Origin of the sequence: Brevundimonas sp. TWP2-3-4b1, from assembly GCF_049897665.1 — a bacterium.
Taxonomy (GTDB): domain Bacteria; phylum Pseudomonadota; class Alphaproteobacteria; order Caulobacterales; family Caulobacteraceae; genus Brevundimonas; species Brevundimonas subvibrioides_B.
In genome coordinates this window covers 59,374-84,891 of record NZ_JAFCWQ010000002.1, presented here as the reverse complement: position 1 = coordinate 84,891, position 25,518 = coordinate 59,374, and the positions used below count along the sequence as shown (strand labels likewise).

Sequence of the window (25,518 nt, the reverse complement as noted above, 5' to 3'; positions counted from 1 at the left end):
GGGGGCTAGCCGCAGACGCGGAGTATGGGGCGAGCCCCCTCCGTCACTCCGCTGCGCTCCGTGCCACCTCCCCCGACGGGGGAGGATTGGGCAGATCGATCCCCGCCAGCTTCCAACCGAACAGGCCCTGGCGCTTGAGCAGCAGCTTCAGCTTCTGATCCGGCCGGTCCGGATCGGTCAGGCCCAGCACGAAGGTGTTCAGGTCGCGATAGGCGTAGCTCTGGCGAATGTCCCGGTCCTCGCTCTCTGGCTCGGGCGTCGTCGCCGCCGCGGCGTCGATCGGATCGGGCGTCTCGGCGGTGCGCACCATGGCGGCGATGGTCGGGGCGTTGACCAGGGCGTCCACCGCCCCGCCGACCAGCATGGGCGCCAGCATCATGCCCAGACCGCCCAGGGCGCTGTCGCGGACGTCAGGATCAGCCTGGGCCTCTGCCATCAAGCGCGCGGTCAGTTCGTCCTTCAGGCTGTCGCGGAAGGCCGGGAAATCGACCATCCGCTCCAGCGCCGCCTCATCGCCTGCCTTGGCCGCCGCGACGATGGCGTTCACCGTCAGGATCGGCGAGGCCAGATAGGCGACGAGGAAGGCGACGACCGCCAGGACGACAGCCCCCTTGATGAAGCCTTTCATCGTGTCGTCTCCGGGGCGGGCGTGACAGGCGCGCCAGCTGCCGCGACGGGTTGCGGCGTCGAGCCGTCCGGCAGACCGATGTGGACCAGCTTCCACTCGAACGGCCCCTTGCGCTCGAAGGTGAAGACCGTGTCCGACCCGCCCTCATCCGTGACCGCCATCCGGGCGCGGTTGATCCCCCAGTAGATCGGCCTCGGCCAGGGCGCCGAGGCGTCATCCGTGCCCGGCCGGGCCGTGCGCACGGCGGCGTAGCGGCCTTCGGCGCGCGTCAGGCCGTCGATGGCGTCCGGCGTCAGATAGGCATCCGGGTTCGGCCCCTGGGGCGCGGCGGCCTCCTCGAACTGGCGTCGGACGGCGCCGATGGGGTCGTTCATGAAGGACGGCGGCGGGGTCAGGGCCTCCGGCCGCCCCGACAGCTGGGGCCGCAGGGAGGCGCGCACCGCGTCGAAATCGACCAGTCTCTGCAGCCCCGCAACATCGTCCGACTGAGCCGCCGAGCGGATGCCGAAGAACGCCACGGCCGGGGCCGCGAAGAAGCTGACCACCGCCAGAGCGATAGCGACCAGCACCAGTTTCCCGAATACGTTTTTCACGCGGTGGTCTCCCCTCCTCCGACGCAGACGCCATCAATGCACGTCGAGGCCTATGGCTCAAACGAAACCCCGCCGGAGAAGCTCCGGCGGGGTCCAAAGATTCGAACAGGGTTCGCTTAGCCGACCGACGGCAGCGCCTTCTTCAGGTTCTCGGCCACCTTGTCGAGGAAGCCCTCGGTGGTCAGCCACGACTGCTGATCCCCGACCAGCAGGGCCAGATCCTTGGTCATGAAGCCGGCCTCGACGGTGTCGACGACGACCTTCTCCAGGGTCTCGGCGAACTGGGCCAGTTCGGCATTGTCGTCCAGCTTGGCGCGGTGCTTGAAGCCGGCCGTCCAGGCGAAGATCGAGGCGATCGAGTTGGTCGAGGTGGCCTCGCCCTTCTGGTGCTGGCGATAGTGGCGGGTCACGGTGCCGTGGGCGGCCTCGGTCTCCATCACCCTGCCGTCCGGCGTCAGCAAGACCGAGGTCATCAGGCCCAGCGAGCCGAAGCCCTGGGCGACGATGTCGGACTGCACGTCGCCGTCGTAGTTCTTGCACGCCCAGACGAAGCCGCCCGACCACTTGATGGCCGCGGCCACCATGTCGTCGATCAGACGGTGCTCATAGGTCAGGCCGGCGGCCTTGAACCTGTCGGCGTATTCGGCGTCGAAGATCTCCTGGAAGATGTCCTTGAAGCGGCCGTCGTAGGCTTTCAGGATCGTGTTCTTGGTCGACAGATAGACCGGATAGTTGCGCGCCAGGCCGTAGCTGAACGAGGCGTGGGCAAAATCACGGATCGAGTGGTCAAGGTTGTACATGCCCATGGCGACACCCGAGGACGGGAAGTCGAAGACATCGTAGTTCAGTTCTTCGCCATTGGCGCCGACCCACTTCATGGTCAGCTTGCCGGGCCCGGGCACCAGGAAGTCGGTGGCCTTGTACTGGTCGCCAAAGGCGTGACGGCCGACGACGATGGGCTGGGTCCAGCCCGGAACCAGACGGGGCACGTTCTGGCAGATGATCGGCTCACGGAAGACCACGCCGCCCAGGATGTTGCGGATGGTGCCGTTCGGAGACTTCCACATCTTCTTCAGGCCGAACTCGGCCACGCGCGCCTCGTCAGGCGTGATCGTGGCGCACTTCACGCCGACGCCGTGCTTCTGGATGGCGTGGGCAGCGTCGATCGTCACCTGGTCATCGGTGGCGTCGCGGTGCTCCATGCCCAGGTCATAGTAGTCCAGCTCGACGTCCACGAACGGGAAGACCAGCTTGTCCTTGATCCATTGCCAGATGATCCGGGTCATCTCGTCGCCGTCGATGTCCACGATGGGATTGGCGACCTTGATCTTGGCCATGCGGCTTCGTCCTGTTCAGCAAGTTTCCGGAGGTGGCGGCGGTATAGCGAGCGCGGGCGCGCGAGGCAAAGGGGCAGACGCCGGCGATTAACCATGCCTGAAAAAAGCCGCATGCGGTCAAGCTGAACCCGATCCTGCCAGGTGGGTTTTCCGCGGTGGAAGGGCGTGCCCCGCTCCAGAGGGATACGCGACGTGGACACAGAGACCGAACGCCTGATTCAACGCTGGATCATCGCCTTTTGCGAAGTGCCGATCCTGGTCGACGCGGAACTGATGCGGACGGTGCTTGCTGACGTCGAAGCAAAGCAGGAGACACCGACCCCATGACTGAAAAGACCTTCAGGGCCGGCGAACGGGTCGAACAGGCCACAGCCAGGGGAGCAAGACCGGCAGGATCGTCCACACGCTGCCCCCCCCCGCAGCCATCAAGGCCCACAAGGTTGCGGCCCCCGCCGATAACCCCGAATATCGGGTCGTAAGCGGCAAGACCGCCGCCCGCGCCGCGCACAGGACGTCGGGACTGCGCACGCCCTGAGGCGGCGTCTGCGCATTGGGAGGAAGAACGATGCGTATGATCGCACTGACGGCCGTGGCCGCCTCGCTGGCCTCCTGTGGCGATGGGCAGGCCGCTTTGGCGGATCCCGGCGGCGGCGTGCGCGGCGCGTCGGCGAGCACCGAGGCTGACGCCCAGAACCCGAACCAGCGCACCTTCCGCGACTGGCTGGTCGTCTGCGACAACATCGGGACCTGCCACGCCTTCGGTCATGCGACCGAGGGAACCGGCTGGGTCCGGATCACCATGGCCGCCGGACCGGAGGCCACGCCCCGGATCGCCGTCGGCTTCTGGCCCGAGAACGGCACGTTCGGCGGGCCGGTGACGGTGCGCGTGGACACGACCACCTTCAACGGCTTGACGGCGGCGACCGGCGAAGACGCCCCCTCCCTCGCCACGGTCGGTCCCGGGATGGCCCGCGCCCTGGTCGATAAGATGGCTGAGGGCCAGACCATGACCCTGAACGCTGGCGCCGAGACCGTGCCGATCTCCCTCAGCGGCGCCGCCGCCTCCCTCTTGTGGATCGACGAACATCAGGGGCGGCTGGACAAGACCACCGCCCTGATCCGCAAGGGGTCGCGCCCCGCCTCCGCCGTTCCCGCCGCGGCTCCCGTCCCCCGCGTCACGCCGGCGCCGGCCGTGTCCCAGACGGGATACGGCGACCAGGAGGGCCAGACCCTGCCGGCCGCGATCGAGGCCCTGCCTGCCGTGGTCCAGTGCCGCGCCGACACCGATTTTAACCCCGACCTGCAGAAGGTGATCTCCTCCGCCCGGCTGGACGCGACCACCGTACTGTGGAGCGTGCCGTGCGGCGCCGGGGCCTACAACTTCTCCAGCGCCTGGTTCACCGCGACGCCCCAGGGCGCAAACCCGCGCCGGGTCACCTTCCCCACCGTGGCCGGCGAGCCTCAGGATCAGTTGGTCAACGCCGCCTATGACCCGGCGACGCGGGTTATCGACGCCTTCAACAAGGGGCGCGGCCTCGGCGACTGCGGCATGGCCGACAGCTGGACCTGGACCGGCCAGGGCTTCGTCCTCAAGTCGTCGTCGGAGATGTCCGAATGCTGGGGCGTGCCCGGCGACTACTGGCCGACAACCTGGGTCAGCGAATGACAGATCGCGCGGACATCGACGTCCTCGTCATCGGCGCGGGCCCTGGGGGGCTGACGGCCGCCAACTATCTCGCCCGCTTCCGGCGCTCGGTCCTCGTCGCAGACGGAGGCAACCCCCGGGCGAGCTGGATCCCCCTTAGCCACAACACGCCGGGCTTTCCCGCCGGGATCAGCGGCGACGCCATCCTCGCCCGGATGCGCGAACAGGCCGAGGAATATGGGGCGCGGATCGAGCCCGGCTGGGTGCAGGGCCTCGTCCACGACGGCGCGGGGTTCATCGCGTCGATCGACGGCCGCGAGGTCCGGGCGCGGGCTGTGTTGCTGGCGACCGGCGTCGTCGACCATCACCCCGATCTGCCGGGCGTCGAGCGCGCCATCGAGCGGGCGCTCGTCCGCATCTGTCCGATCTGCGACGGCTATGAAGCCACCGACAAGGCGGTCGCGGTCCTCGGTCACAACGACAAGGGCGCGAGCGAGGCGGCCTTTCTGCGCACCTATTCGGACCGGGTGACCCTGATCCACGTCGGACCGCCCGGCGACCTGACCGAGCGCGAGGCGCTGGTGCGTCTGGGCATCGAACTGGTCGAGACGCCGATCGAAGCCGTTCGGCTGGAAGGCGATCGGGTCACCGCCTTCTGCTGGGGCGGCGCCGACCGATCTTTCGACCTCGTTTATTCGGCGCTGGGCACGTCGCCGAACGCCGGGCTGGCCCAGGCGCTCGGCGCACGACTGGCCGACGACGGCCGCCTCGAGGTCGATCTGCATCAGAAGACCAGCGTCCCCGGCCTCTACGCCGCAGGCGATGTCGTGCGCGGCCTCAACCAGATCGCCGTCGCCACCGCCGAGGCCGCCGTCGCCGCCACGGACATCCACAACACCCTGCGTCAGCAGGATGGGCAGACAGTCTAGTCTCTCTCCCAGTTCGCCTGGGAAGAATTTATTCTTACCGACCCCTTGCGCCCCGTGATCCTGCTGCCCACTTTCACGACGGGTCTTTGACAGTCGAATCCGATGCCCGACGCAAATGCCGGGACTGCGGTCGAAGCGGACATTCGAGGCCGCACAAGTCGTTGATTTATCTCAACCGACTGACCGGTTCGTCCGTTTCGTCATCCTGTTTTTCGTCCGGATGATCCGGACAAAGCGCTCAAGCAGCGAGACGCCGCGCGTCGAGCGGTAGCGCTCCAAGAAGCATCAGGCGAAGGCCGCCCTCACCCGGCGCTCCAGGACCGTCAACGGCATCCGCCCGCCGTCCAGCACCGCCGAGTGGAACCGCTTCAGGTCGAAGCCCGGCCGCCCCTTCATGTCCTCCCGCAGGGCGGTGATCGCGATCTCGCCCATCTTGTAGGAACAGGCCTGGCCCGGCGCGGAACAATAGCGGTCGATCTCCGTCTCGTTCGGATCGCCGACGTTCTCGGCCATGTAGCGGATCGCCTGTTCGCGACTCCAGCCCCTGGAATGCAGGCCGGTGTCAACCACCAGACGGCAGGCACGGAACAAGAAGCTCTCCAGATAGCCGATGCGGCCGGATGGATCGCCCTCGTACAGGCCCAGCTCATCGGCCAGCCGCTCCGCATACAGACCCCAGCCCTCGCCATAGGCCGAGAAGCCCACCGTCTTGCGATACAGGGGCAGGTCCGCCGACTGCAGCGCCAGCGCGCCCTCGAACAGGTGACCCGGCGCCGCCTCGTGATAGGTCAGCGTCTTCAGCGTCCAGCGCGGCCAGTCCGCCGTGTCCTTGAGGTTGATGAAGTAGATGCCCGGCCGCGTCCCATCCAGGCTGCCGCCCTGGGCATAGCCGCCGGGCGCCCCGGCCTCGATCGCGGGTGGGACCCGGTTGACCAGGAACTCGCTGGTCGGAACCCGGGCAAAGACCTCGGGCATACGCGCTCGGACGCGGTCCATCTCGGCATTCACATAAGTCAGCAGGTCCGCGCGACCCGCGTCGGTATTGGGCCATACGAACCGGGCCTCGGTCCGCAGGGCCGCCATCCGCTCGGCGACCGACCCCTGGGAATAGCCCTCGCCCTTCAGCAGCTCATCGGCCTGGGCCTGAATCTCGGCGACCTGGTCCAGACCCAGCTGGTGGATCTCGGCGGCGGTCGAGGTTGTGGTGGTGAAGGCCTTCAGGTTCAGGGCGTAGTAGGCGTCGCCGCGCTCCAGCCGTCCGATGCCCGCGTCGTGGACGGCGCTCTCGCGCTGGATCTTCAGCGCCTCGATCTGGCGTTCCAGCGCGGCGCGCACCGGTCCGTCCAGCAGGTTCGTCGCCCGCTCGACGTGGTCACCCTCGATCCCGGCCTCCGACATCTTGCGGGCCAGGCTGCTGACCATGGCCTGGTCTGCGCCCGGCTGGTCCCGCAGCGCCGTCAACTGCCGGATCGTTGTGTCGAGGATGAAGTCGGGCGCGACCACCCCCATCCCGGCGTGGGCGACGCTGCGTTCGGTGTCGCCGTCCAGCGCGCCGGGAAAGGCGTCCAGCCGCTCGATGAAGGCGTCGGCGTCCTCCCGCGTCTTCACCGGATGGGTCGTGTCGAGGAAGCTCGGCACGTCGATATAGGCGCCGTTGATCTGGCTGACCGCGTAGGGGGTCCGCCGCCAGCCGCTGGCCGTGTGCCACGGGAAGTCGGCGGCGGCCGCAGCGACCTCCTTCTGGAAGCCCAGGATGTCGTAGCTCAGTCGCCCTGCGTTCGAGAGGGCGGCCGGATCGATGGTCTGGAGTTCGGCCAGCTGCGCCCGCGCCTCGGACCGGCCCGCCTCGGCATGGGCGAGGGAGCGATCGTTCAGGCGGGCGCGCTGGCCGGCCCGTGCGCCGACATCCAGACCGAGCGATGTCGCCTGCTGCGGAGCGTCGTTCAGATCGGCCTCGAACTGGCGGGACAGGATCGCGTCCAGGCGCGCGTCCTCATCCGCAGGACGAGCGAAGGCCAGGGTCGGCAGGGCGGCGAGCCCCGCCGCGGCGGCGGCGGAGCCGAGCAGGCGGCGACGGTCGATCATGTCGGTATCCTTGAGTTTCGAGGGTCAGGCGGCCGCCTGGGCCGCCGTCCATTCGGTGATGACCCGCTCGAGCACCGTCAAAGGAACCCCGCCGGTATTCATGCCCGTGTCGTGGAAGGCCTTGATATCGAACCTGTCCCCCAGCGTCGCCTTCGCCGTCTCGCGCAGCTCGACCCATTTGGTGTGGCCCAGCTTGTAGGAGCAGGCCTGGCCCGGCCAGACGCAGTAGCGTTCGATCTCCGTGGTCACCGCGCTCTCGGCGTCGCCCAAGGCGTCGACCATGAAGCGGATCGCCTGTTCGCGGCTCCAGCGCTTGGCGTGCATGCCGCTGTCGACCACCAGACGCGTGGCCCGGAACATCAGCGACTGCAGGTATCCGATCTTCCCGGTCGGATTATTCTCGTACATGCCGATCTCGTCGGCCAGCTGTTCGGCGTACAGACCCCAGCCCTCCGAATAGGCCGAGAAGCCCAGCACCTTCATCAGCAGCGGCGTGTTCGCCTTCTCCTGCGCCAGGCTGATCTGGTGGTGATGGCCCGGTACCGCCTCGTGATAGGTCAGCGTCGGCAGCTGCAGCTTCGGCCACTCCGCCGTGTCGCGCAGGTTGATGTAGTAGATGCCCGGCCGCGACCCATCCAGCGCGGGCGCGTTGTAGTAGCCGCCCGGCGCCCCGGCCTCGATCGCCTTGGGTACGCGCCGGATCTCGACGGCGGCCTGCGGCAGGCGGCCAAAATAATCGGGCATCCGCCGGCGGACCTCGATCACCTGGGCATTCAGGTCGGCCAGAAGCTGTTCCTTGGCCTCGTCGGTGTTGGCATAGAGCTGGGCCGGGTCTTCGCCGAGCGCCTTGATCCGCGCGCCCACCGATCCCTGGGTCAGACCCTGAGCCTTCAACAGCTCGTCGGCGCGCGCCGACAGCTCGGCCAGCTGAGCCAGGCCGATCTCGTGGATTTCGTCGCCTGACAGATTGGTCGTCGTGTAGCTCTGAATGCCGTAGCGGTAGAAGTCCTCGCCGTTTGGCAGACGCCAGACGCCGGCGTCATGGGTCGCCCCGGCCTGACGCGCCCGCAGCGCATCCGCCTGACGAGCCAGAGCCGGGAAGACGGCGTCGTTGACGATGGTCTCGGCGCGCGAGCCCCAGTCGCCGGAGATCGACTTCTCGCCCGTCCGACGGACGACCGACTGGACCAGGGTCGTCCCCGCCGCGCCAGGCGACATAAGCGACTCCATCTGGCTCAGGGTGCGGGCGATGATGAAGTCGGGCGGGACCGCCCCGGCCTCAAACTCGGCCTCGATTCGCGCCGTCTCCTGATCCAGGGCCGTGGCGAAGGCCGAGACGCGGCTGAGATAGGCCTCGGCGTCCTCGGCCGTCTCGATGGAATGCTGGCTGTCGAGGAAGTCGGGAATGCCCTGATAGGAGCCGGTCAGTTGACTGACGCTGTAGGAAGACGGGCCGAACCCGCCGCCGCCGTATGGGAAGTCGTAGCCGATCATGGCGGTGTCGCCGAAATACTCGAGCGAGTCGTACCAGACCTTCTCGTCGGTGCTCAGGGCGGCGCGGTCGACGGCCTTAAGATCGGTCATCTGGCGGCGGAACGTCGCCTTGTCGGCGTCGATCTTGGCCTGGGACCGGTCGTCGAGCCGGGCCTTCATCGGCGCGTTCGGACCCTTGTCGAAGCCGAGCGAGGTCAGCAGCTCCGGAGACGTCATCAGCGTCTCCTGAACGATCGAATTCATGACCGCCGTGAAGGCGGCGGACGCCGTTCCGGCCTGGGACCGGGCGATGACCTGCCCGGCCGCCAGCAAGCTGGCTCCGGCGGCGGCGGTGAACATCAGGCGGCGACGGTCGATCATGGCGGGCTCCCGAAAATGACGGGAGCATTGGTCACCAACCGCGCCGCCTGGACAAGCGCTCTGTCGTTACAAATCCGTCAGGCGGACCAGCCGCTGGGCGAATGGTGGCTCCAGGGGGTCACTACGTCCGTCGAACGGCGCCGCGCCGCCGGCGTCCGCGCGCGGCGCCTGGGAAATCCGTCGAGGACGGCCACGACGACAGCCAGCCAGCCCCACGCGGTGTCCTTATGTTTATGATGGATTTCTTCCATGGCGGTCTCCCGTTCCGATTGCCTTCGATATTGGACATATCGGCTTGACAACACCCGTTCGCAAACCAGCAGTATGACAGGTTAGACCTAGGTGCCCTTATGCCTGATCCGCTTGCCGGCCTTCCCCTGTCGTCGATCCGCGTGTTCGAGGCGGCGGCGCGACTGAACAGTTTCACCCGCGCGGCGGAGGAACTGGGCATGACCCAGGCGGCGGTCAGCTGGCAGATCAAGGCGCTGGAGACGCGGCTGGGTTTCAGCCTGTTCCGGCGCCTGCCGAGGGAGGTGCAGCCGACCGAGCCAGGCGAACGGCTGTCGCGGGCCGCGACCGAGGCCATGACCCTTCTCCGCCGCGCCTTCGCCGAGGTGACCGAGGCGGATCAGGGCGTGCTCTCGATCACCACCCTGACGACCCTCGCGACCCAGTGGCTGGCGCCCCGGCTGGGGGCGTTCCAGGTCGCCAATCCGGGGCTGGCGGTGCGGCTGGACACCAGTCCAACGATCATCGACCTGGCGCGCGAAAATATGGACATCGCCCTGAGGTCCGGGGACGGCGACTGGCCCGGCGTCGAATGCGCCATGCTGATGCCCAGCGTGTTTACCCCCCTTTGCAGTCCGGCCCTGTGCGAGCGGCTGGGGCTGGAGACTCCGGCCGACCTGGTCGATGCGCCCCGGGTCGGGGATGAGAAGGAATGGGCGGCCTGGTTCGTCTGCGCCGGGGTCACGACGGCCGCGACGCCAGCGTCCCGGCTGCGGGCCGATATCCAGGGCCTGGAGGTCGCGGCGGCCATGGGCGGTCAGGGGGTCGCCCTGGGGTCGCCGATCCTGTTCGCCCGGGAGATCAAGGCGGGGCTGCTGGTCCGGCCGTTCCGCCAGACGGTGAGACTGTCCGAAGGCTATTTCATCGCCTGGCCGGAGGACCGGAGGCGATCGCCCAAGATCGCCCGCTTCCGCGACTGGCTGCTGGCCGAGGCGGCGGCCGATCCCGACATTGCCGCCGAGATCGCGCTTATTCCTCCCCCGTCGGGGGAGGTGGCTCGAAGCGAAGCGTAGAGACGGAGGGGGCTCGCCCCAGACGCCAGAGTTTGAGGCTGGCCCACTCCACCACTTCGTGGTCCCCCTCCCCCGATGGGGGAGGATTATGCCCGCATGATGCCCTGAAGCACCGCCAGCGGCACCGAGCCGTTGAGGAGCATCCGGTCGTGGAAGGCCTTGATGTCGAAGCCGGGCCTGGCCTCGGCCTCCTGACGCAAGCCCTCGATCACGGTCTGGCCCAGCTTGTAGGAGCAGGCCTGGCCCGGCCAAACGATGTAGCGATCCACCTCGGACTGGGCCGAGTTGGCCGGGGTCGCGGCCTCGGCGATCATATAGGCGATGGCCTGTTCGCGGCTCCAGCGCTTGTCGTGCAGGCCGGTGTCGACCACCAGGCGGACGGCGCGGAAGAGGTAGGCCTGGAGGTAGCCGATCCGACCCAGCGGGTTGCCCTCGTACATGTTCAGGTCGTCGGCGGCGACGCGTTCGGAATACAGGGCCCAGCCCTCATTGTAGGCCGAGAAGCCGCTGGCCCGGCGATAGATGGGCAGGGTCCCGGCCTCGCGCGCGACCGAGATCTGGAAGTGATGGCCCGGCACCGCCTCATGATAGGTAAGGGTCGGCAGCGACCATTTCGGCCGGTTCGCCGTGTCGCGCAGGTTGATGTAATAGGCGCCCGGCCGCGAGCCATCCAGCGACGCCGCCTGATAGTAGCCGCCCGGCGCACCGATCTGGATCGAGACCGGCACGCGGCGGATCTCGACCGGCGCCTGGGGCAGGGTCGAGAAGACTTCCGGCAGGCGCGGCGTGATGGCCGCGACCATGTCGTTCAGCGAGGCGATCAGGGCGACCTTGCCCTCGTCGGTGTTGGGCCACAGGTGCTGCGGGTCCTGGCCGAGCGCATTGACCCGTTCGCCGACCGTGCCCTCGGTCATGCCGAGGCTCTTGAGGATGGTGTCGATTTCGGCCTGGATCGAGGCGACCTGCTGCAGGCCGATCTCGTGGATCTCGGCCCCGGTGTAGGTGGTGGTCGTGTAACCCCGGATGCCGAGGTTGTAGAGCCGTTCGCCCTGCGGCAGCCGCCACACGCCAACGTCGGTCGAGGCGTTCGGGCGCTGGGCCTCGAACACCGCGATCTGGCGGGTCAGGGCCGGCCTGATCTCTTCGTCGACGATGACGGCGGCGCGGGCGCCCCAGTCTCCAGCCAGCGACTTCTCGCCCGTCTTGCGGACCAGGGCCTGGACCATGGCCATCTCGGCGGCGGGCGTATCGCGCAGCGTCTTCAGCTGGGTCAGGGTCTTGTCCATGATCACGGCCGGCAGGGTGATGCCCGCCCCGGCGTCCGCCTCAAGCCTGGCGTTCTCCTGATCCAGCTGGACCGCGAAGGCCTTGAGCCGCGACAGGAAGGCCTCGGCGTCGGCCGTGGTCTCCAGCCGGTGCTGGTTGGTCATGAAGTCGGGGACGCTGAAATAGGCGCCGCCGTTCTGGGCGACGATATAGGGCGAGCCGACGAAGGGCAGGTCGGCGCGCAGGGCGGCGGCCTCTGCCTGAAACTGCGAGACGGCCAGGGTGACCTTCATGCTGTCGGACAGGCCTTCGGTCGACCAGCCCTTCAGGCGTTCCCAGCGGGCGAGGTCGCGCGCCTTGTCCTCGCGCTCGGCCTCAAGACTGAGATCGCCGAGGCGGCCCGCCAGGTGGGCGCGGTCGTCCTTGTCGATGCCCAGGCTGGTGGCGAAGGTCGGGCTGCGCTCGACGTTGTCGTAGAACCACTCGGTCAGCAGGGCGTCGAGCGCAGCGTCCTGCTGCGACCGGGCGAAGGCCGCAACCGGCAGGGCGGCGATGAGGCCGGCGCCGGCGGCGGAGAGCATGAGGCTACGACGATCGAGCATGGGAGAACCTTCCAGAACGCGGGTCCGGCGGCTTTATCCGGACCAAAAACAGGGTGACGAAACGGACGAACTGGCGAGCCGCTTTAGCAAAATCAGAGACTTGCCTGAGCCCGAAGGGGCCGGCGGCGGGATTATCGGAAATTTTTGGACGAAACGGACAGATGGAAAACCTTGGTACGTTTCAAAGATCACTCGCCTTCAGATGGCTGTCGGGCCCATTCGGCGCAAGGGTGGAAGCGGAATAAAATCCTTACTCGTCATTCCGTCGCGGCGCCGAGCCAGGCTTCGCGGAAGGCCAGTTGTGCGGGCGTAACAAGCCCGCCGCCAGCCTCGACGCGCACCAGGGTAAACGACGGATCGGGGGCGAAGCGCAACATGGCGGATCGCTCCACCCCGCGCTGGAGGAAGCGGATCGAGACCTCGTCGCCGGGCTTCGCGGCGGCGAGCGCAGCGGTCCAGTCCGTCTGGCCGGCGATGGCCTTATCGCCCACGGCGAGGATCTGGTCGCCACGGTCCAGGCCGGCGGCATAGAGCGGCGTGCCGGGCGCGAGGGCGGCCGCGATGACGGGGGCGCCCGTTGCCGGAAGTCGGACCGCTCCCGCCCAGGCGGCGGTCGGACGGACGGGCTGGATCACGACGCCCGCCTGGGCCAGCAGCGGGCCGAAGTCGGGCAGGTCGCTGCCCTCGATCGTGCGGGCGAACCAGTTCCGGGCGAAGGCGGGATCGCCGGTGACCTCGGCCAGAGCGGCCTCGATGTCGGCGGGCGCATAGGGCCGCTCGGGCACGCCGTGGGTGCGCCACATCGCGCGCATCAGGTCATCCAGCGTCACGCCGGGGAACCGCTGGCGCAAGGTCAGATCCAGACCGAAGCCGATGACCGCGCCATACGGATAGTAGGAGACGAAGATGTTCGGGTTGGTCGGGTCGATGGACGTGGCCGCATCGACGAACGGCGCGCGCAGGCTCATCTCCTGGGGCGAACCGAAGCGACGGCCAGCCGCGTTCTGAACGAAGTCCAGTTGGCCGCCCATCTCGCCGAGGAAGGCGTCGGTGTTGGCCACGCCGGCCCGGCGGATCGTCAGAGGGCCGTAGTAGCTGGTGAAGCCTTCGGCGAACCACAGGGACGGGGTCGGATTGGCGCGGGTGAAGTCGAACGGTTCCAGTTCGTCGGGGCGGATACGCTCGACATTCCAGGAGTGGAAGAACTCGTGGCTGAGGGTTCCCAGTTGGTCGAAGTTTGCGTCCTTCAGGGAACGGGTGTCGTTGATGATGGTGGAGTTGCGATGCTCCATCCCGTCGCCGTTCACCCAGGGAACGTAGTCGGCAATGAAGGTATAGGTCCCGAAATCATAGTCGGGCACGTCGCCGAAGACGGCGATCTGCTGGTCCACGATCCGGCGGGCGCGCTCGGTGAAGGTGTCCATCTCAGCGTCCGTGCCGGCATGGTGCATGGCGATGCGGATGGTGCGGGGAACGCCCGCGTCATCGACCGTCCACTCGCGCACCCTGTGAGCGCTGAGCTCGGTCGGACTGTCCATCAGATACTGCAGGTTCGGGGCGGCGAAGGTATTGGGCTCGGCCTGCGGCTGGAGCTGGGTCGCGACGATCCAGTCGGGCGAGAACGGCTTGAAGCGGACGACGACCGGCCGGTCGTCGAAGCCCGTCGCCCAGGCGAGGGTCGCGGGCATGTTCAGGTGGGCGTGGCTCGCGTCGATCTGGGAATAGGTTCCGTCCGAGCGATCCGCGAACAGGGTGTAGGAAAGGCTGACCGTGCCGTCATGGCCCGGAACGGTCCAGCCGTAGGGATCGGTCCGATCGATGGTCAGCGGACGCCCGCGCCCGTCGACCGCGGAGACGGAATAGATGTTCTTGGCGAACTCGTGGATCGCATACCTGCCGGGCGAGGAGCGCGACATCTGGAACCGCACCGGGGCCGAACCGACCTCGCGATAGGTGACAGTGATCCGCGCCTCGTGGTGGACGGCGTTGTCGAAGCTGATGTCGTAATCCTGGGCGTGTGAGATGCCGGCCCCGAAGGTCAGGGCGGTGAAGCAGGCGGACGCGGTCAGCAGGCGACGAACGGACATGGGAACTCCGGAACTGGGACGGGCGCATAGGGGCGCAAGCGGGGCCGGGAGGCAAGGGGACAACCGCGACGGCCCTTCTCCCCTTGCGGGAGAAGGTGGCAGCCGAAGGCTGACGGATGAGGGGTCACACCGACGGTCGAGATGAGCGGATCGCAAGATGACCTTTCCAGTCGGGGTGCCCCCTCACCCGACCGCGCCAGAACGGCGGCCAACGCCGCCGTGCGCGATCTCCCTCTCCCGCAAGGGGAGAGGGAAGATCACCCCGGACGCAGTTCCTGTTTTACCCGTTCAGCGAGCGTCTTGATGTCCAGCGGCTTGGGCAGGAAGGAGACCCCAGCCTCGTCCTGCAGCAGGTCGGAGAAGTCGCTCTCGGCATAGCCGGAGATGAACATGACCGGAGCGTCGCCGAGGTACTGGCGGGCCTTTTTCAGCAGGCTCGGCCCATCAAGGCCCGGCATGATCACGTCCGAGATCATCATATCGATCTGGCCGGCCCACTCCTCGGCGAGCAACAGGGCTTCCTCGCCGTCGGCCGCCTCGATGACCTCGTAGCCGCGCTGGCGCAGCAGGCGGGCAGCAATGCCGCGCACGGCGGCTTCGTCTTCGACGAACAGGATGCGGCCGTTGCCCGACAGGTCGCGGGGGGCGCTCTTGACCTTGGCCACGACCGGACCGACCTCGATCAGCTCCTGTTCCGAGGCGGCGGGCAGGAAGATGCGGAAGGCTGCCCCCGCCCCCTCCAGATTGGTCACACCGATATGGCCCCCGGCCTGCTGGACGATGCCGTAGACGGTGGCCAGGCCCATGCCGGTGCCCTCATTGACCGCCTTGGTGGTGAAGAAGGGTTCGAAGATCTTGTCCAGCAGCTCGGGCGGGACGCCGGGGCCGGTGTCGGAGACCTCGATCAAGGCGCTCTCGCCGTCGGGCGCCTCAAGCCAGCCCAGGGTCCGCGCATCCGCCTGGGTCAGACGCAGGGTCTTGATGGTGACGACGCCTGCGCCGGGCTCGACCACGCCGCGCATGGCGTCACGGGCGTTGACGGCAAGGTTCATGACCGCCGTCTCCAGCTGGGACTTGTCGGCCATGACCACCGGCAGGTCGCGGCCATAGTCCGTCTCCAGCCGCACGTCCTCCCGAAGCAGGCGGCGCAGCAGGACCGCAAACTCCCCGACCAGCTCGCCGAGATCGAGCCGCTCGCGACGCACGGTGGACTTGCGCGAGAAGGCCAGCAGCTTGCGCACCAGGTCAGCGGCGCGGATGCCGGTCTGGCGGATCTGGTTCAGGCCGTCATAGGACGGATCGCCGACCGGGTGACGTTCCAGCAGCTCGGACAGCTGGAGCTGGATCGCGGTCAGCAGGTTGTTGAAGTCGTGGGCCACGCCGCCGGCCAGCTGACCCACGGCCTGCATCTTCTGGGCCTGCGACAGCTGCAGCTCCATCGACTTCTGCGCCGAGACGTCGAACAGCCAGACGCGGCGCTTGTCGCCTTCCGGGGCGACATAGAGGTGCAGCATCCTGTCGGGATGGGCGCGAGCGACCAGCTCGATCGGGCCGGTCGATCCGGCGGCGATGCGGGCGCGGGCCTCGGTCACTCCGGCGGGATCGAACAGATGGCCGAAGGCGGCGTCGCGGGCCGAGGCGGGGCCGGTCAGGGTCGCCAGCGCCGGATTGGGCTCCTCCGCGCGGCCGGCGAAGATGTCGTCCCCCGCCATGACAGCAGAGCCGAACGGAGCGCCGGCGGCCATGGCGCGCGCGTCTCCGTTCGAGGCGGCATAGGCGGGCGCGGGGACGGCGGTCGGGGTGTTGCTGAGCGTCGCCTCGGGCGCCTCACGGACCAGGAAACGCCCCTCCCCGGCCTGGCCGATCAGGACCTCGATCTCACGGTCGCCGATCAGGACGATGGCGCGACCCTGCTCGCCTTTGCGGGCCTGGGCGAAGGCCATGTAGAGGGCCTGGGCCGACTTGCCCTTGGGCAGATTGACGGTCGCGCCATTCTGGGAGGCCCAGGCGCCGTTATAGGCCAGCACGGCGCCGGAGGCCCAGACCAGGGCGGCGGGCTCGGCCATGGCGTCCAGCATCTCCACCGCCACGTCGCCGGCGGGCCGGTCGCTGCTGCTGTGGACATCGATCCGGTTGAAGGCGAACAGGCCCATCAGGGCGACCGCGGCCACCGTGACCAGCAGGATCATGTGCGGCGTCGTCAGGGGCCCGGCCTGGAAGGCGGGCCAGGCCAGGGCCGCGATGGCCACGGCGAAACCGACCGCCATCAGGATCACGGTGATGTCGAACTTCGGCGCCGACGGCGCGTTGGAAACGGTCATGGCAAGTCAGCCCCCGCGAATCAGTGGGCTGATCATACAGCGCTATCGCCGCTTCCGCTTCTGCATGACGAAGCCGATGATCCTGGCCGCCGCCTCGAAATGTTCGCGCGGGATGGTCTCGTCGATGTCGACGGCGGCGTAGAGGGCGCGGGCCAGGGGCACGTTCTCGATGATCGGGACGTCGTGCTCGCGCGCGACCTCGCGGATGCGCAGGGCCAGGGCGTCGACGCCCTTGGCGACGCAGACGGGGGCGGCGTCGCCGGCCTCGTAGCGCAGGGCCACCGAATAGTGGGTCGGGTTGGTGACGATGACCGTGGCCTTCGGGACGTTCTGCATCATCCGCTGGCGGCTGCGCTGCATGCGGATCTGCCTCAGCTTGGCCTTCACGTGGGGGTCGCCCTCGGTGTTCTTGTACTCCTCCTTGACCTCTTCCTTGGTCATGCGCTGACGCTTGGCGAACCGCATCCGCTGCCAGATGAAGTCCGCGCCGGCGCCGAGAACCAGGAAGACCAGGGTCGAGGCCATCAGGGCGATCATCAGGTCGCGCGTGAGCGGCAGGATCGCGGCGGGCGACATCGCCGCCATGTTCTCGAACTCGCGCATGTGCGGCTTCAGGACCATCCAGCAGATGACCGACACGGCGATCAGCTTGGCGAAGGTCTGGGCGAACTGCATCAGGCCGTCGGGGCCGAAGATGCGTTTGAGCCCCCCCATCGGGCTGATCTTCTCCCATTTGGGCTTCATCTTCTCCGCGGAGAAGAGGAAGCCGGACTGGAAGACGTTGCCGCCGACCCCGCCGATGATGGTGGCCAGCATGACCGCACCGAGGAAGGGCGCGACGGCCCAGACGGCGTTCATGCCGATCTCGACGCCGGCGCCCGCCTCCAGCCCGCCGATCAGCAGGTGGGGCGAGGCGATGAAGGGCATGAAGGCCTCGCCGATCGAGGTGGCGAAATAGCCGCCGCCCATGACGATGACGGCGGTGGCGCCGAGGAGGCTGAGGGCCGGGGCGACGTCGGCGGATTTCGCGACGTCGCCCTTTTTTCGCGCTTCCTCAAGTTTCTGGGGTGTCGCCTCTTCTGTCTTCGAGTCGGGATCCTTATCGTCAGCCACCGACCCCTCCCGAGACGAACAGGTTGGCCAGGTTGCGGTAGCGGTCGATGAAGACCGTTCCCAGCGCGCCGAGCGACAGGGCGAAGATCGACAGGCCCAGGATGATGCTGAGCGGGGCGGCGGCGAAGAAGATCTGGAACGCCGGCATCACCCGCCCGACCAGACCCGCCGCGAGGTTGAAGATGAGGGCGAAGACGATCACAGGCGCCGACAGCTGGACGCCCAGCATGAAGCTGTCGCCCACCGTGCGGATGGCCAGCTCGGCGAAGTCGGCGGCGATCAGGGGACGAGCCGGGGCGATCAGCTCGTAGGACCCCACCAGCCCGGCGATGAACAGGTGATGGGTGTTGGTGGCGAAGACCAGGACCGTGCCGAACAGCATCAGGAAGGCGGCGATGGTGGTGTTCTGGCCGCCCATGAGCGGGTTGGCGGTCTGGGCGAAGCTGAGCGTGGTCTGCAGCGAGACGATCTCGCCGGCGGTCGACAGGGCGCTGGTGAAGATCCGCAGGATGGAGCCGATCATCAGGCCGGTGATCACCTCACGGATGACCCAGCCGACCGTGGCGCCGAGGCTGTCGGGCAGAGCCGGAAGGGACCCGCCGATGACCGGCCACAGGCAAAGCGAGATGACGAGGGCCAGGGACAGGCGGATGCGCGGCGGGACGTAGGTCTCGCCGATGCCCGGCAGGGTCAGGATGATCGCGCCGATGCGGGCGAAGATCAGCCCGCCGGCCCAGACCTGATCGGCGGTGGCGTAGGGCTCCATTCAGCCCCGCTACATGCCCGAGATGCGCGCCGCGATGGTCCGCATGAAGGCGCCGAGAAGGCCTCCCATCAACGGCAGGAACAGCAGCAGGGAGATAAAGATGGCGATGATCTTGGGGGCGTAGACCAGGGTCTGTTCCTGGATCTGGGTCAGGGCCTGGAACAGACCGATGCCGACGCCTACGACCAGACCGACGAGCAGCACGGGCGCACACAGCTGGATCGTCAGCCACAGGGCGTCGCGGCCCACATCCAGAACTTCCGCGCCGCTCATTGTCCAACCCTGGTAACTACTGGGCAGAAAATGCCGGGAGCGTGGTTAACGGGGGGTTAGCGTGACGACGGAACCCCTGTCTTTGACGGGTCTATTCCCGCCTGCGCCACCCGTGAGCGCCGCCGCCTTTCTGTCGAACGACGGCGATCTCGGCGTCGAATGGAGTCGCGCGCTCGGAGACAGCGCCGACCATGTCCAAGCCCCAGGGCGAGGCGGACGAGGCCCGCGAGGTCTTCGGGCTCAAGGCCTGGTTCTAGTCCGCCGCCTTCTCGCGCTGCGCTTCGGCGTCCTGCCGTCGCCCCAGCCGGTCCAGCGCCACAGCGTGAGCCAAATGCAGCTCCCGCCATTCGGGGGCGAATGGTTCGGCCCGGGCGTATTTCTCCGCCGCCTCGGCCCAGCGTCCCCGGGCGGCGAGGGCGTCGCCCCAGCCCTTCAGCGGATCAGCCCAGCGGGGGCCGCGCTGGTGGGCGTCGCGGAAGCGGGTGACGGCGCGGGCCGTGTCGCCGCGCGCCAGCAGGGTCAGGGCGCGGCGCTGATAGGCGAACGGCAATGACGGAGCGAGGCGGATGGCGACGCCATACTGGCGGTCGGCCTCGGCGTGCAGGCCGCGCGCCTCCATCACATCGGCGCGGAAGGCGGCGCAGGACACGTAGCGGTCGCCGCGCACGAAGGCGGCCTCGGCCTGGGCATACCGTCCGGACAGCCCCTCGGCGAGACCAAGGAAACAGGGCGCCTCGTAGAGGGTGAAGGCGACATCCTCATCGGACTGCCAGATCGCATCCAGCGCCTCGGCGGCGGTGAGAGCACCGGCGCGGTCGCCTGAGCCGAGAGCGCGGTAAGTCTCGATCATGCGCCGGGCCGCGAGGGTCAGGGGAGCGTCGGGAGCCGCGCCGGCGAGATGGCGGAATGCGCCGGCGTAGTCATGACGGCGGCCTTCGGAATCGGCGAGGCTGATCTCCTGACCGCCTAGGGCGCCCTCCCCGCCGGTCCTGTCGATGTCGGCCTCGGCGCGCTCGATGGCGCCGGTCCAGTCCTGGGTCAGCAAAAGGCCATTGGCGCTCGACATCGGCTCGCCGTCGGGGGTCGATTGCGCCGCCATCTGGCGCGCCGCGCGGGCGGCGGCTTCCTCGCCCTCCGCGTCGAACAGGGTGGTGACGAGCATCTCCCAGACATCCGGGTCGCCAGGCTCGATGTTGAGCGAGAGCCGGAGCTTGTCGGCCGCTTCCGCCGGGCGGCCGAGGGTCGCCAGCAGGATGCCCCAGTCATAGGCCAGCGCGGCCCGGGACGTCGGATGGGCCGCATAGGCGACGGGGATGAACCGCTCGGCATCCTCGTAGCGCCGGGTCTCCAGCAGGTAGCTGGCGAACAGCTGGGGTTCGAACCGGCCGTAGATGTATTCCGCCGCCTCGGTGATCAGGCGCGGCATCTCCGCTTCCGGGCCCGTGAAGGTGCGGCCGCGCACGCCGTCGGCGCGGATGGTCAGGGAGACCCCGCCGTCCTGGCTGACAGTCACGGCGCCGCCGATGTGGGTCTCCTTGCCGAACCAGCCGCGCAGCAATTTGTCGATCTCGCCGAGCGAGACTCCGGTCGAAGGCACGACGACGGCGACGTCGCGGGTCCAGTTCAGGGCCACGGCGCGGTTCTCGGCGGAGTTTCGAGCGTCCGTGCCGATGGTCGTGACCACGTCGGCGACGCCGCGGGCGATGACCTGGCCCGTGTGCCCCCTGCGGGTGAGGCCATAGGGGCTGTCGAACGGATCCACGACAACCGCGCGCGAGTTGGCGGCGGTCCAGACCATCATGGCCAGGCCCGCGACGAAGGCGACCCCGACCAGGGCGGTCATGACGCGCAGGACGAATCCCATCCGCTCGTTGGAGACCTGGGCCTTGATCAGGCGGCGCTGTTCCTCGACCAGAAGCACGGCCGGGTCCGGCGGACCCATCGTCTCCTCGGTCGCCTCCATGACGTTCTCGGCCATCTCGATGGCGTCGAGGCTTTCTGTCGCCTTGTCGCGACGCCGGCCCAGCCGGATGCGTCCCTCGCGCGGATCTTCGTCGGTCATCCAGCCCCCTGAAGGCGCCAGACTAGACCGATGTTCGCTGAGGGCAAAGCGGCCCGGTCCTTGCGGATTTCGCCTCGGAAGAGAGATTTCCCATGGCCTGGACCGCGATTTCGACCCGAAACGAGACACCGCCCATCGCGCGCGGCGGGTGGCTCGACGCCCTGCGTTTCATTGTGGCCTCGATGATCATCCTGCATCACTTCCAGGCGGCGGGCCCGGTTCCGCTGGCGGAAAGCCTGCATCCGGTGTTCGAGCGCGGCGGCTTTCTGCTGACCAACTTCTTCCTGATCGACAGCGGCTATGTGCTCATGCGCGTCTATGGCCGCGCCGTGGGACGCGGCGCGATGTCGCCGGGCGACTTCTTCATCAAGCGGTTCCTCAGGGTCTATCCGGCGCATCTGATGATGGGTCTGGCCCTGGTGGCGCTGGTGTTGCTGAGCGCCGCCTTCGGCATGTCGCCGCGCAATCCGGAATGGTTCGCCTGGGACCAGTTGCCGGCGCAGCTGACCCTGACGCAGGCGTTCGGCATTCACGGCGGCCTGGGCTGGAACGCACCGAGCTGGTCGGTCTCGGCCCTCGTCGGCTGCTATGTCCTGTTTCCCTATATCCTGCGGACACTGAAGAGCGTCGGGCCGTGGGGCGCGCTGGCGGGCGTCATCCTGCTGTATCTCGTCGCCAACGAGGCCTGCCACGCCCTCCTCGGCTATCCCGTCTATCAGATGCCGTTGAAGTTCGGTTTCCTGCGGGCCCTGCCGCTGTTCATTCTCGGCATGGGGCTGGCGGTGTTTTCGGAGAAGGTGTTCGTGGCGCCGCGCCTGGCCCGGATCGTCGGTGTCGCAGCGGCGGTGGGGCTGGCGATCGTGCAGTTCTACGGCAAGAACGCCTTGATCTCGTTGACCTTCATCTCACTGATCATCCTGGCGGCGGGCGCGATCCCGGTGCTGCGACCCTCGAAGCTGATCGAGCGGGCCAGCGTCGTCTCCTTCTCCATGTTCATCACCAACGAAGTGGTGCGGATCGCCTGGTTCGGCGTCGCCAACGTCCTGATCGCGAAACACGCCCTGTCCACTGAAGTCCAGTGGGCCATCTGGGGTGCAGGCGTCCTGGCCGCCGTCGGCTTCGCCTTCGCCTTCCACGCCGTGATCGACGACCCGATGCAGACCTGGATCAAGCGCCGGCTGGCGCGCGGTCGGACCTCGCGCCGTCCGGTCGAACAGGGCGCAGTGGTCTCGATCGAGGGGTAGCCGCAATCCTCCCCCATCGGGGGAGGTGGCTCGAAGCGCAGCGCAGAGACGGAGGGGGGCATCCGCGAACGCCGGCGTGTGCCGTTGGCCCACTCCACCGCTTCGCGGTCCCCCTCCCCCATCTGGGGAGGATCTAGTCGCCCGAGTTCAGGTGCAGAATGTTGCCGTCCGGATCCTTGAACCAGACCATTCGGAAGTCGCCCATTTGGTGGACGCCGTTCTCGTAGGTCGCGCCCTCCATGTCATAATGCTCGAAGGTCACGCCCTTGCCGGCCAGGGCGGCGACGATGCTCTCGATCTCGTCGCCGACGCCCCAGACGACGGCGTTGGCCTTGTTGGTCCCGGCAAACTCAGAGACGTAGACGCAGATCACCGTCCCGCCGGTCTTGTACATGGCGACGTCGTCGCCGGATTTCGGATCGAGTTTCAGGCCGAGCGTCTCGCCGTAGAAGGCCTTGGCGCGGTCCAGATCCTTCACGCCGACGATGGCGGCGGAGTCCTTGTCCTTCAGCATGTTCGTCTCCCTTGGGGGTTTATAGAACAGCGTCCGGACCCAACCTGCGTTCCGTCAGGGGTCGTCGGCTTGCGGCCGGATGCGCAATCGTGCGCATTGGGAACCATGTCTCCGGGTCTGCTTCGCGACGTCTACATCACGGGAACCGGCGCGTTCTTGCCCGGCGAACCTATCGGCGTCGAGGCGATGGAGGACTTCATCGGCCGCATCGGAGGGCGCAGTTCCGCCGTCGGTCGGCGGGCCCTGCGCTGGAACGGGGTCGAGACGCGCCATTATGCCCTGACGCCCGAGGGCCGCCCGCTGCACTCCAACGCCTCGATGACGGCGCAAGCGACGAGGATGGCGCTGGAGGACGCGGGGCTGTCGATCGGCCAGCTGAGCCTCCTCGCCACGGCCACGACCCAGGGCGACTACATCGTCCCCGGCCACGCCAGCGCGGTGCATGCGGAACTGGGGGCTGGCCCCATCGAAATCGCCAGCTATCAGTCCGTCTGCGCCTCCGCCCTGATGGCGGCCAAGGGGGCGTGGCTGCAGGTCCGGGCCGGAGAAGCCGAGGTCGCGGCGGCGGCGGCAGGCGAGTTCTCGTCCCGCTGGTTCCGGCCGGAGTTCTATGAGGGCACATCGCTGCTGGACGCCAAGGGCCGGGCGCGGGTCGAGGCGGACTTCCTGCGGTTCACCCTGTCGGATGGGGCCGGCGCGGTGGTGATGGAGCCGAAACCCAGACCGGACGGCCTGTCGCTGAAGATCGACTGGATCGACCTGACCTCCCTGGCCGGACGGTTCGATCCCTGCATGTGGGCGGGGTCCACCTTCGCCGACCGGGCCGACATGAAGTCAGCGTGGAGCCATGCGGGGCCGGTCGCGGCCCATGCGTCGGGGTCGATCGCCCTGGTACAGGATTTCGAACTGCTGAAGATCGTCATCCGCGCCTGGATCGGAGTCTGGCTGGAGAAGGTCGATCAGGGGCGGATCGTGCCGGACGAGGTCGACCACCTGCTGTGTCACTATTCGGCCCGGTCGCTGCGGGAGGAGATCGTCTCGGTCCTGAAGAGCACTGCCGCCATGATCCCCGAGGAAAAGTGGTTTTCGAACCTGCCGACCGTGGGCAACATCGGCGCGGCCTCGATCTGGGTCATGCTGGATGATTTCATGAAGTCGGGGCGGGCGAAACGGGGCGAGAAGGTCCTGCTGATCGTGCCCGAGAGCGGACGGGCCATGATCGGTTTCATGATGTGCGAGGTGGTGTGATGGCGGACGGAACGCGCGTGGACGACCAGGTCGCCGACACCCTGCGGAAGCTGGCGGTGGTCTTCGCCGACTTCGAACAGCGGCTGGAGGCGACGCCCCTGATCCGCAAGCTGACGCGCGGCCGGTTCGAGCTGGCCGACTATCAGCTGTTCCTGATCAACCTGCGCCAGCAGGTGAAGGACGGGGCGCTGTGGATGTCGCGCGCCGCCTCGAACGTCGGCGAGGCGCATCTGGAACTGCGCTCGTCCCTGATGCGCCACGCTGTGACCGAGCATCGCGACTTCCGCCTGCTGGAGGCCGACTTCGTCTGTTCCGGCGGCGAGGTCGAAGTGATCCGCTCGGCCCCCAAGAACGTCGGCTCCGAAGCCATCTCGGCCTGGATGTTCCATGAGGCGTCGAAGCCAGATCCGTTCGGCCTGCTGGGCGCCATGTTCATCATCGAGGGGCTGGGCTCGATCAAGGCAGCGCCCTGGGGCCGGCTGGTCAAGGAACGGCTGAACCTGCCCGACGAGGCGGTGCGGTTCCTGCTCTATCACGGCGAGAACGACGCCGAGCACATGCGCGAGTTCGAGGCGATGTTGCGCATGGTCCTGCCCGACGCCGCCGTGGCCGAACGCATCGTGATGACGGCGAAAGTGACCGCCCGCCTGTATGCGCTGCAGATCGAGGAGATCCCCGCGTGAGCCTGTCCGACGGCGGCGACACGGCCGAGTGGAAGACCGATCCCTTCGACGCGCGCCGCTATGACGCCAACGATCCGGACCCGTGGCTGGCGCTGTATCTCGACCATTCCCTGCCGATCGATCCGCAGGCCAAGCGGGCGCTGCTTCTGGGCGCACGGTCGTGGTCGCGGCGGTGGCTGTTCCCCGTATCGCGGCCGCTGGTCTTCCTGTTCTTCGGCCTCGTGAAGGTGTTGCGGGCGATCTCCCCGAGGTATCCGAACCTGAACGGCCTGCTGCACAAATCCATCCACCAGGGCCTGCGGATTTTCGGCAGCCCCGAGTGCAACACATTGATCCTGCGGCATTTCCACGTCGGGACGGAGTTGCTGGCCTTTATGAAGGCCAATGCCGGCATCGACCCGGCCCTGGTCAAGACCGTCCCGCTGAAGCCGCTGACGCTGAAGGACCTCGAGGACAACGTCTTCCTCCAGCACGACCTGAACATCTTCAACTTCATCATCGAGCTGAACATGGCGCTGCGGGCCGCCGGCAAGGAGATCACGCCACCGGAGCGGGTCGATTTCTCCATGCTGTCGGACATCGAACCGGCGTTCGAGACCTTCCCGACCGGGTTCCTGAACCGGATCGACATCCAGACGGCGGTTGAGTTCTACACTCCGCTCTATGCCCTGATGCTGCCCCGCGCCGACTTCATGCGGGCCAGCCATTCGCTGCAGCTGGACGAGATCGTCGGCATCTATATCGGCCGGATTCTCGGGACCGACTACCACATGCATTTCGTCAAGAACGGCCACCCGCTGGTGACGTTGTCGACGCTGCAGGCGGGGTTCCGGCTGATGATGCACGGTCTGGACTGCGAGGCCATGCACGGCTGGCTGCGGGTGCTGAAGGCGAGACAGGCGGCGGGTCTGCCGCTGGATCCGAGGGACCCGACGGGCGGACCGGAGCTGGGTTAGTCTTCCTTCTC

General features: G+C 67.8%; 22 protein-coding genes. 9 read left to right on the top strand and 13 right to left on the bottom strand.

What is annotated here, in order from left to right:
* Window positions 1-43 precede the first annotated feature (43 nt).
* The 3 genes from ACP7A5_RS02750 to ACP7A5_RS02740 form a co-directional block, all read right to left on the bottom strand.
* Entirely contained in the window at window positions 44-628 is a 585-nt protein-coding gene (locus tag ACP7A5_RS02750; RefSeq protein ID WP_426040476.1) for a DUF2939 domain-containing protein, read from the bottom strand.
* Window positions 625-1,221: a DUF2939 domain-containing protein gene (locus tag ACP7A5_RS02745; RefSeq protein ID WP_426040475.1), complete on the bottom strand. Its 597-nt coding sequence runs from the start codon at window positions 1,219-1,221 to the stop codon at window positions 625-627. Before ACP7A5_RS02745 ends, ACP7A5_RS02750 begins: the two co-directional genes overlap by 4 nt.
* Before the next feature lie 116 nt (window positions 1,222-1,337).
* The gene (locus ACP7A5_RS02740) at window positions 1,338-2,558 is read right to left on the bottom strand and encodes an NADP-dependent isocitrate dehydrogenase (RefSeq protein ID WP_426040474.1); all 1,221 of its coding nucleotides are present in this window, start codon (window positions 2,556-2,558) and stop codon (window positions 1,338-1,340) included.
* Between the two features lie 192 nt (window positions 2,559-2,750).
* On the opposite strand from ACP7A5_RS02740, the gene ACP7A5_RS02735 reads away from it, so the two are divergent.
* From ACP7A5_RS02735 to ACP7A5_RS02720, 4 genes are all read left to right on the top strand, one after another.
* Window positions 2,751-2,885, top strand: a complete 135-nt coding sequence (locus tag ACP7A5_RS02735) for a hypothetical protein (RefSeq protein ID WP_426040473.1) — start codon at window positions 2,751-2,753, stop codon at window positions 2,883-2,885.
* A 67-nt stretch (window positions 2,886-2,952) separates the two neighbouring features.
* Complete coding sequence (locus ACP7A5_RS02730) at window positions 2,953-3,093, top strand: hypothetical protein (protein WP_426040598.1); 141 nt, start codon at window positions 2,953-2,955, stop codon at window positions 3,091-3,093.
* Between the two features lie 30 nt (window positions 3,094-3,123).
* On the top strand, window positions 3,124-4,224 hold the full coding sequence (locus ACP7A5_RS02725; RefSeq protein ID WP_426040472.1) for a DUF1176 domain-containing protein: 1,101 nt from the start codon (window positions 3,124-3,126) through the stop codon (window positions 4,222-4,224).
* On the top strand, window positions 4,221-5,132 hold the full coding sequence (locus ACP7A5_RS02720; protein WP_426040471.1) for an NAD(P)/FAD-dependent oxidoreductase: 912 nt from the start codon (window positions 4,221-4,223) through the stop codon (window positions 5,130-5,132). Before ACP7A5_RS02725 ends, ACP7A5_RS02720 begins: the two co-directional genes overlap by 4 nt.
* A gap of 285 nt (window positions 5,133-5,417) precedes the next feature.
* Here ACP7A5_RS02720 and ACP7A5_RS02715 read toward each other — a convergent pair whose 3' ends face one another.
* Window positions 5,418-7,217: a DUF885 domain-containing protein gene (locus tag ACP7A5_RS02715; RefSeq protein ID WP_426040470.1), complete on the bottom strand. Its 1,800-nt coding sequence runs from the start codon at window positions 7,215-7,217 to the stop codon at window positions 5,418-5,420.
* A gap of 24 nt (window positions 7,218-7,241) precedes the next feature.
* Window positions 7,242-9,071, bottom strand: a complete 1,830-nt coding sequence (locus tag ACP7A5_RS02710) for a DUF885 domain-containing protein (protein ID WP_426040469.1) — start codon at window positions 9,069-9,071, stop codon at window positions 7,242-7,244.
* A gap of 350 nt (window positions 9,072-9,421) precedes the next feature.
* Here ACP7A5_RS02710 and ACP7A5_RS02705 point away from each other — a divergent pair, with 350 nt between their 5' ends.
* Window positions 9,422-10,372 (top strand): LysR substrate-binding domain-containing protein, encoded by a 951-nt coding sequence (locus ACP7A5_RS02705; protein WP_426040468.1) that lies wholly within the window; start codon window positions 9,422-9,424, stop codon window positions 10,370-10,372.
* Window positions 10,373-10,458: 86 nt separating this feature from the next.
* On the opposite strand, the gene ACP7A5_RS02700 is transcribed toward ACP7A5_RS02705, so the two are convergent.
* The 7 genes from ACP7A5_RS02700 to ACP7A5_RS02670 form a co-directional block, all read right to left on the bottom strand.
* Window positions 10,459-12,240, bottom strand: coding sequence for a DUF885 domain-containing protein (locus ACP7A5_RS02700; protein WP_426040467.1), 1,782 nt, complete (start codon window positions 12,238-12,240; stop codon window positions 10,459-10,461).
* A 257-nt stretch (window positions 12,241-12,497) separates the two neighbouring features.
* On the bottom strand, window positions 12,498-14,327 hold the full coding sequence (locus tag ACP7A5_RS02695; protein WP_426040466.1) for a M61 family metallopeptidase: 1,830 nt from the start codon (window positions 14,325-14,327) through the stop codon (window positions 12,498-12,500).
* Window positions 14,328-14,584: 257 nt separating this feature from the next.
* Entirely contained in the window at window positions 14,585-16,648 is a 2,064-nt protein-coding gene (cckA, locus tag ACP7A5_RS02690) for a cell cycle histidine kinase CckA (RefSeq protein WP_426040465.1), read from the bottom strand.
* Window positions 16,649-16,690: 42 nt separating this feature from the next.
* Window positions 16,691-17,761 (bottom strand): flagellar biosynthesis protein FlhB, encoded by a 1,071-nt coding sequence (flhB, locus tag ACP7A5_RS02685; protein ID WP_426040464.1) that lies wholly within the window; start codon window positions 17,759-17,761, stop codon window positions 16,691-16,693.
* Window positions 17,754-18,527: a flagellar biosynthetic protein FliR gene (gene fliR, locus ACP7A5_RS02680; protein ID WP_426040463.1), complete on the bottom strand. Its 774-nt coding sequence runs from the start codon at window positions 18,525-18,527 to the stop codon at window positions 17,754-17,756. Before fliR ends, flhB begins: the two co-directional genes overlap by 8 nt.
* 9 nt (window positions 18,528-18,536) lie before the next feature.
* Entirely contained in the window at window positions 18,537-18,800 is a 264-nt protein-coding gene (gene fliQ, locus ACP7A5_RS02675) for a flagellar biosynthesis protein FliQ (RefSeq protein ID WP_425987983.1), read from the bottom strand.
* 253 nt (window positions 18,801-19,053) lie between these two features.
* Window positions 19,054-20,862 carry a hypothetical protein gene (locus ACP7A5_RS02670; protein ID WP_426040462.1) on the bottom strand — a complete coding sequence of 603 codons (1,809 nt, stop codon included), beginning with the start codon at window positions 20,860-20,862 and terminating at the stop codon, window positions 19,054-19,056.
* A 92-nt stretch (window positions 20,863-20,954) separates the two neighbouring features.
* Between ACP7A5_RS02670 and ACP7A5_RS02665 the strand changes: the two genes are divergently transcribed.
* Entirely contained in the window at window positions 20,955-22,106 is a 1,152-nt protein-coding gene (locus ACP7A5_RS02665; RefSeq protein WP_426040461.1) for an acyltransferase family protein, read from the top strand.
* A gap of 133 nt (window positions 22,107-22,239) precedes the next feature.
* On the opposite strand, the gene ACP7A5_RS02660 is transcribed toward ACP7A5_RS02665, so the two are convergent.
* Window positions 22,240-22,620 carry a VOC family protein gene (locus tag ACP7A5_RS02660; RefSeq protein ID WP_426040460.1) on the bottom strand — a complete coding sequence of 127 codons (381 nt, stop codon included), beginning with the start codon at window positions 22,618-22,620 and terminating at the stop codon, window positions 22,240-22,242.
* 105 nt (window positions 22,621-22,725) lie between these two features.
* On the opposite strand from ACP7A5_RS02660, the gene ACP7A5_RS02655 reads away from it, so the two are divergent.
* The 3 genes from ACP7A5_RS02655 to ACP7A5_RS02645 are packed head-to-tail and all read left to right on the top strand — an operon-like array spanning window position 22,726 to window position 25,507.
* Window positions 22,726-23,868, top strand: coding sequence for a beta-ketoacyl-ACP synthase III (locus ACP7A5_RS02655; RefSeq protein ID WP_426040459.1), 1,143 nt, complete (start codon window positions 22,726-22,728; stop codon window positions 23,866-23,868).
* On the top strand, window positions 23,868-24,551 hold the full coding sequence (locus tag ACP7A5_RS02650) for an iron-containing redox enzyme family protein (RefSeq protein WP_426040458.1): 684 nt from the start codon (window positions 23,868-23,870) through the stop codon (window positions 24,549-24,551). The genes ACP7A5_RS02655 and ACP7A5_RS02650 overlap by 1 nt, the downstream gene beginning before the upstream one ends.
* The gene (locus ACP7A5_RS02645; protein ID WP_426040457.1) at window positions 24,548-25,507 is read left to right on the top strand and encodes a DUF6999 family protein; all 960 of its coding nucleotides are present in this window, start codon (window positions 24,548-24,550) and stop codon (window positions 25,505-25,507) included. Before ACP7A5_RS02650 ends, ACP7A5_RS02645 begins: the two co-directional genes overlap by 4 nt.
* The last annotated feature ends 11 nt before the right edge of the window (window positions 25,508-25,518 follow it).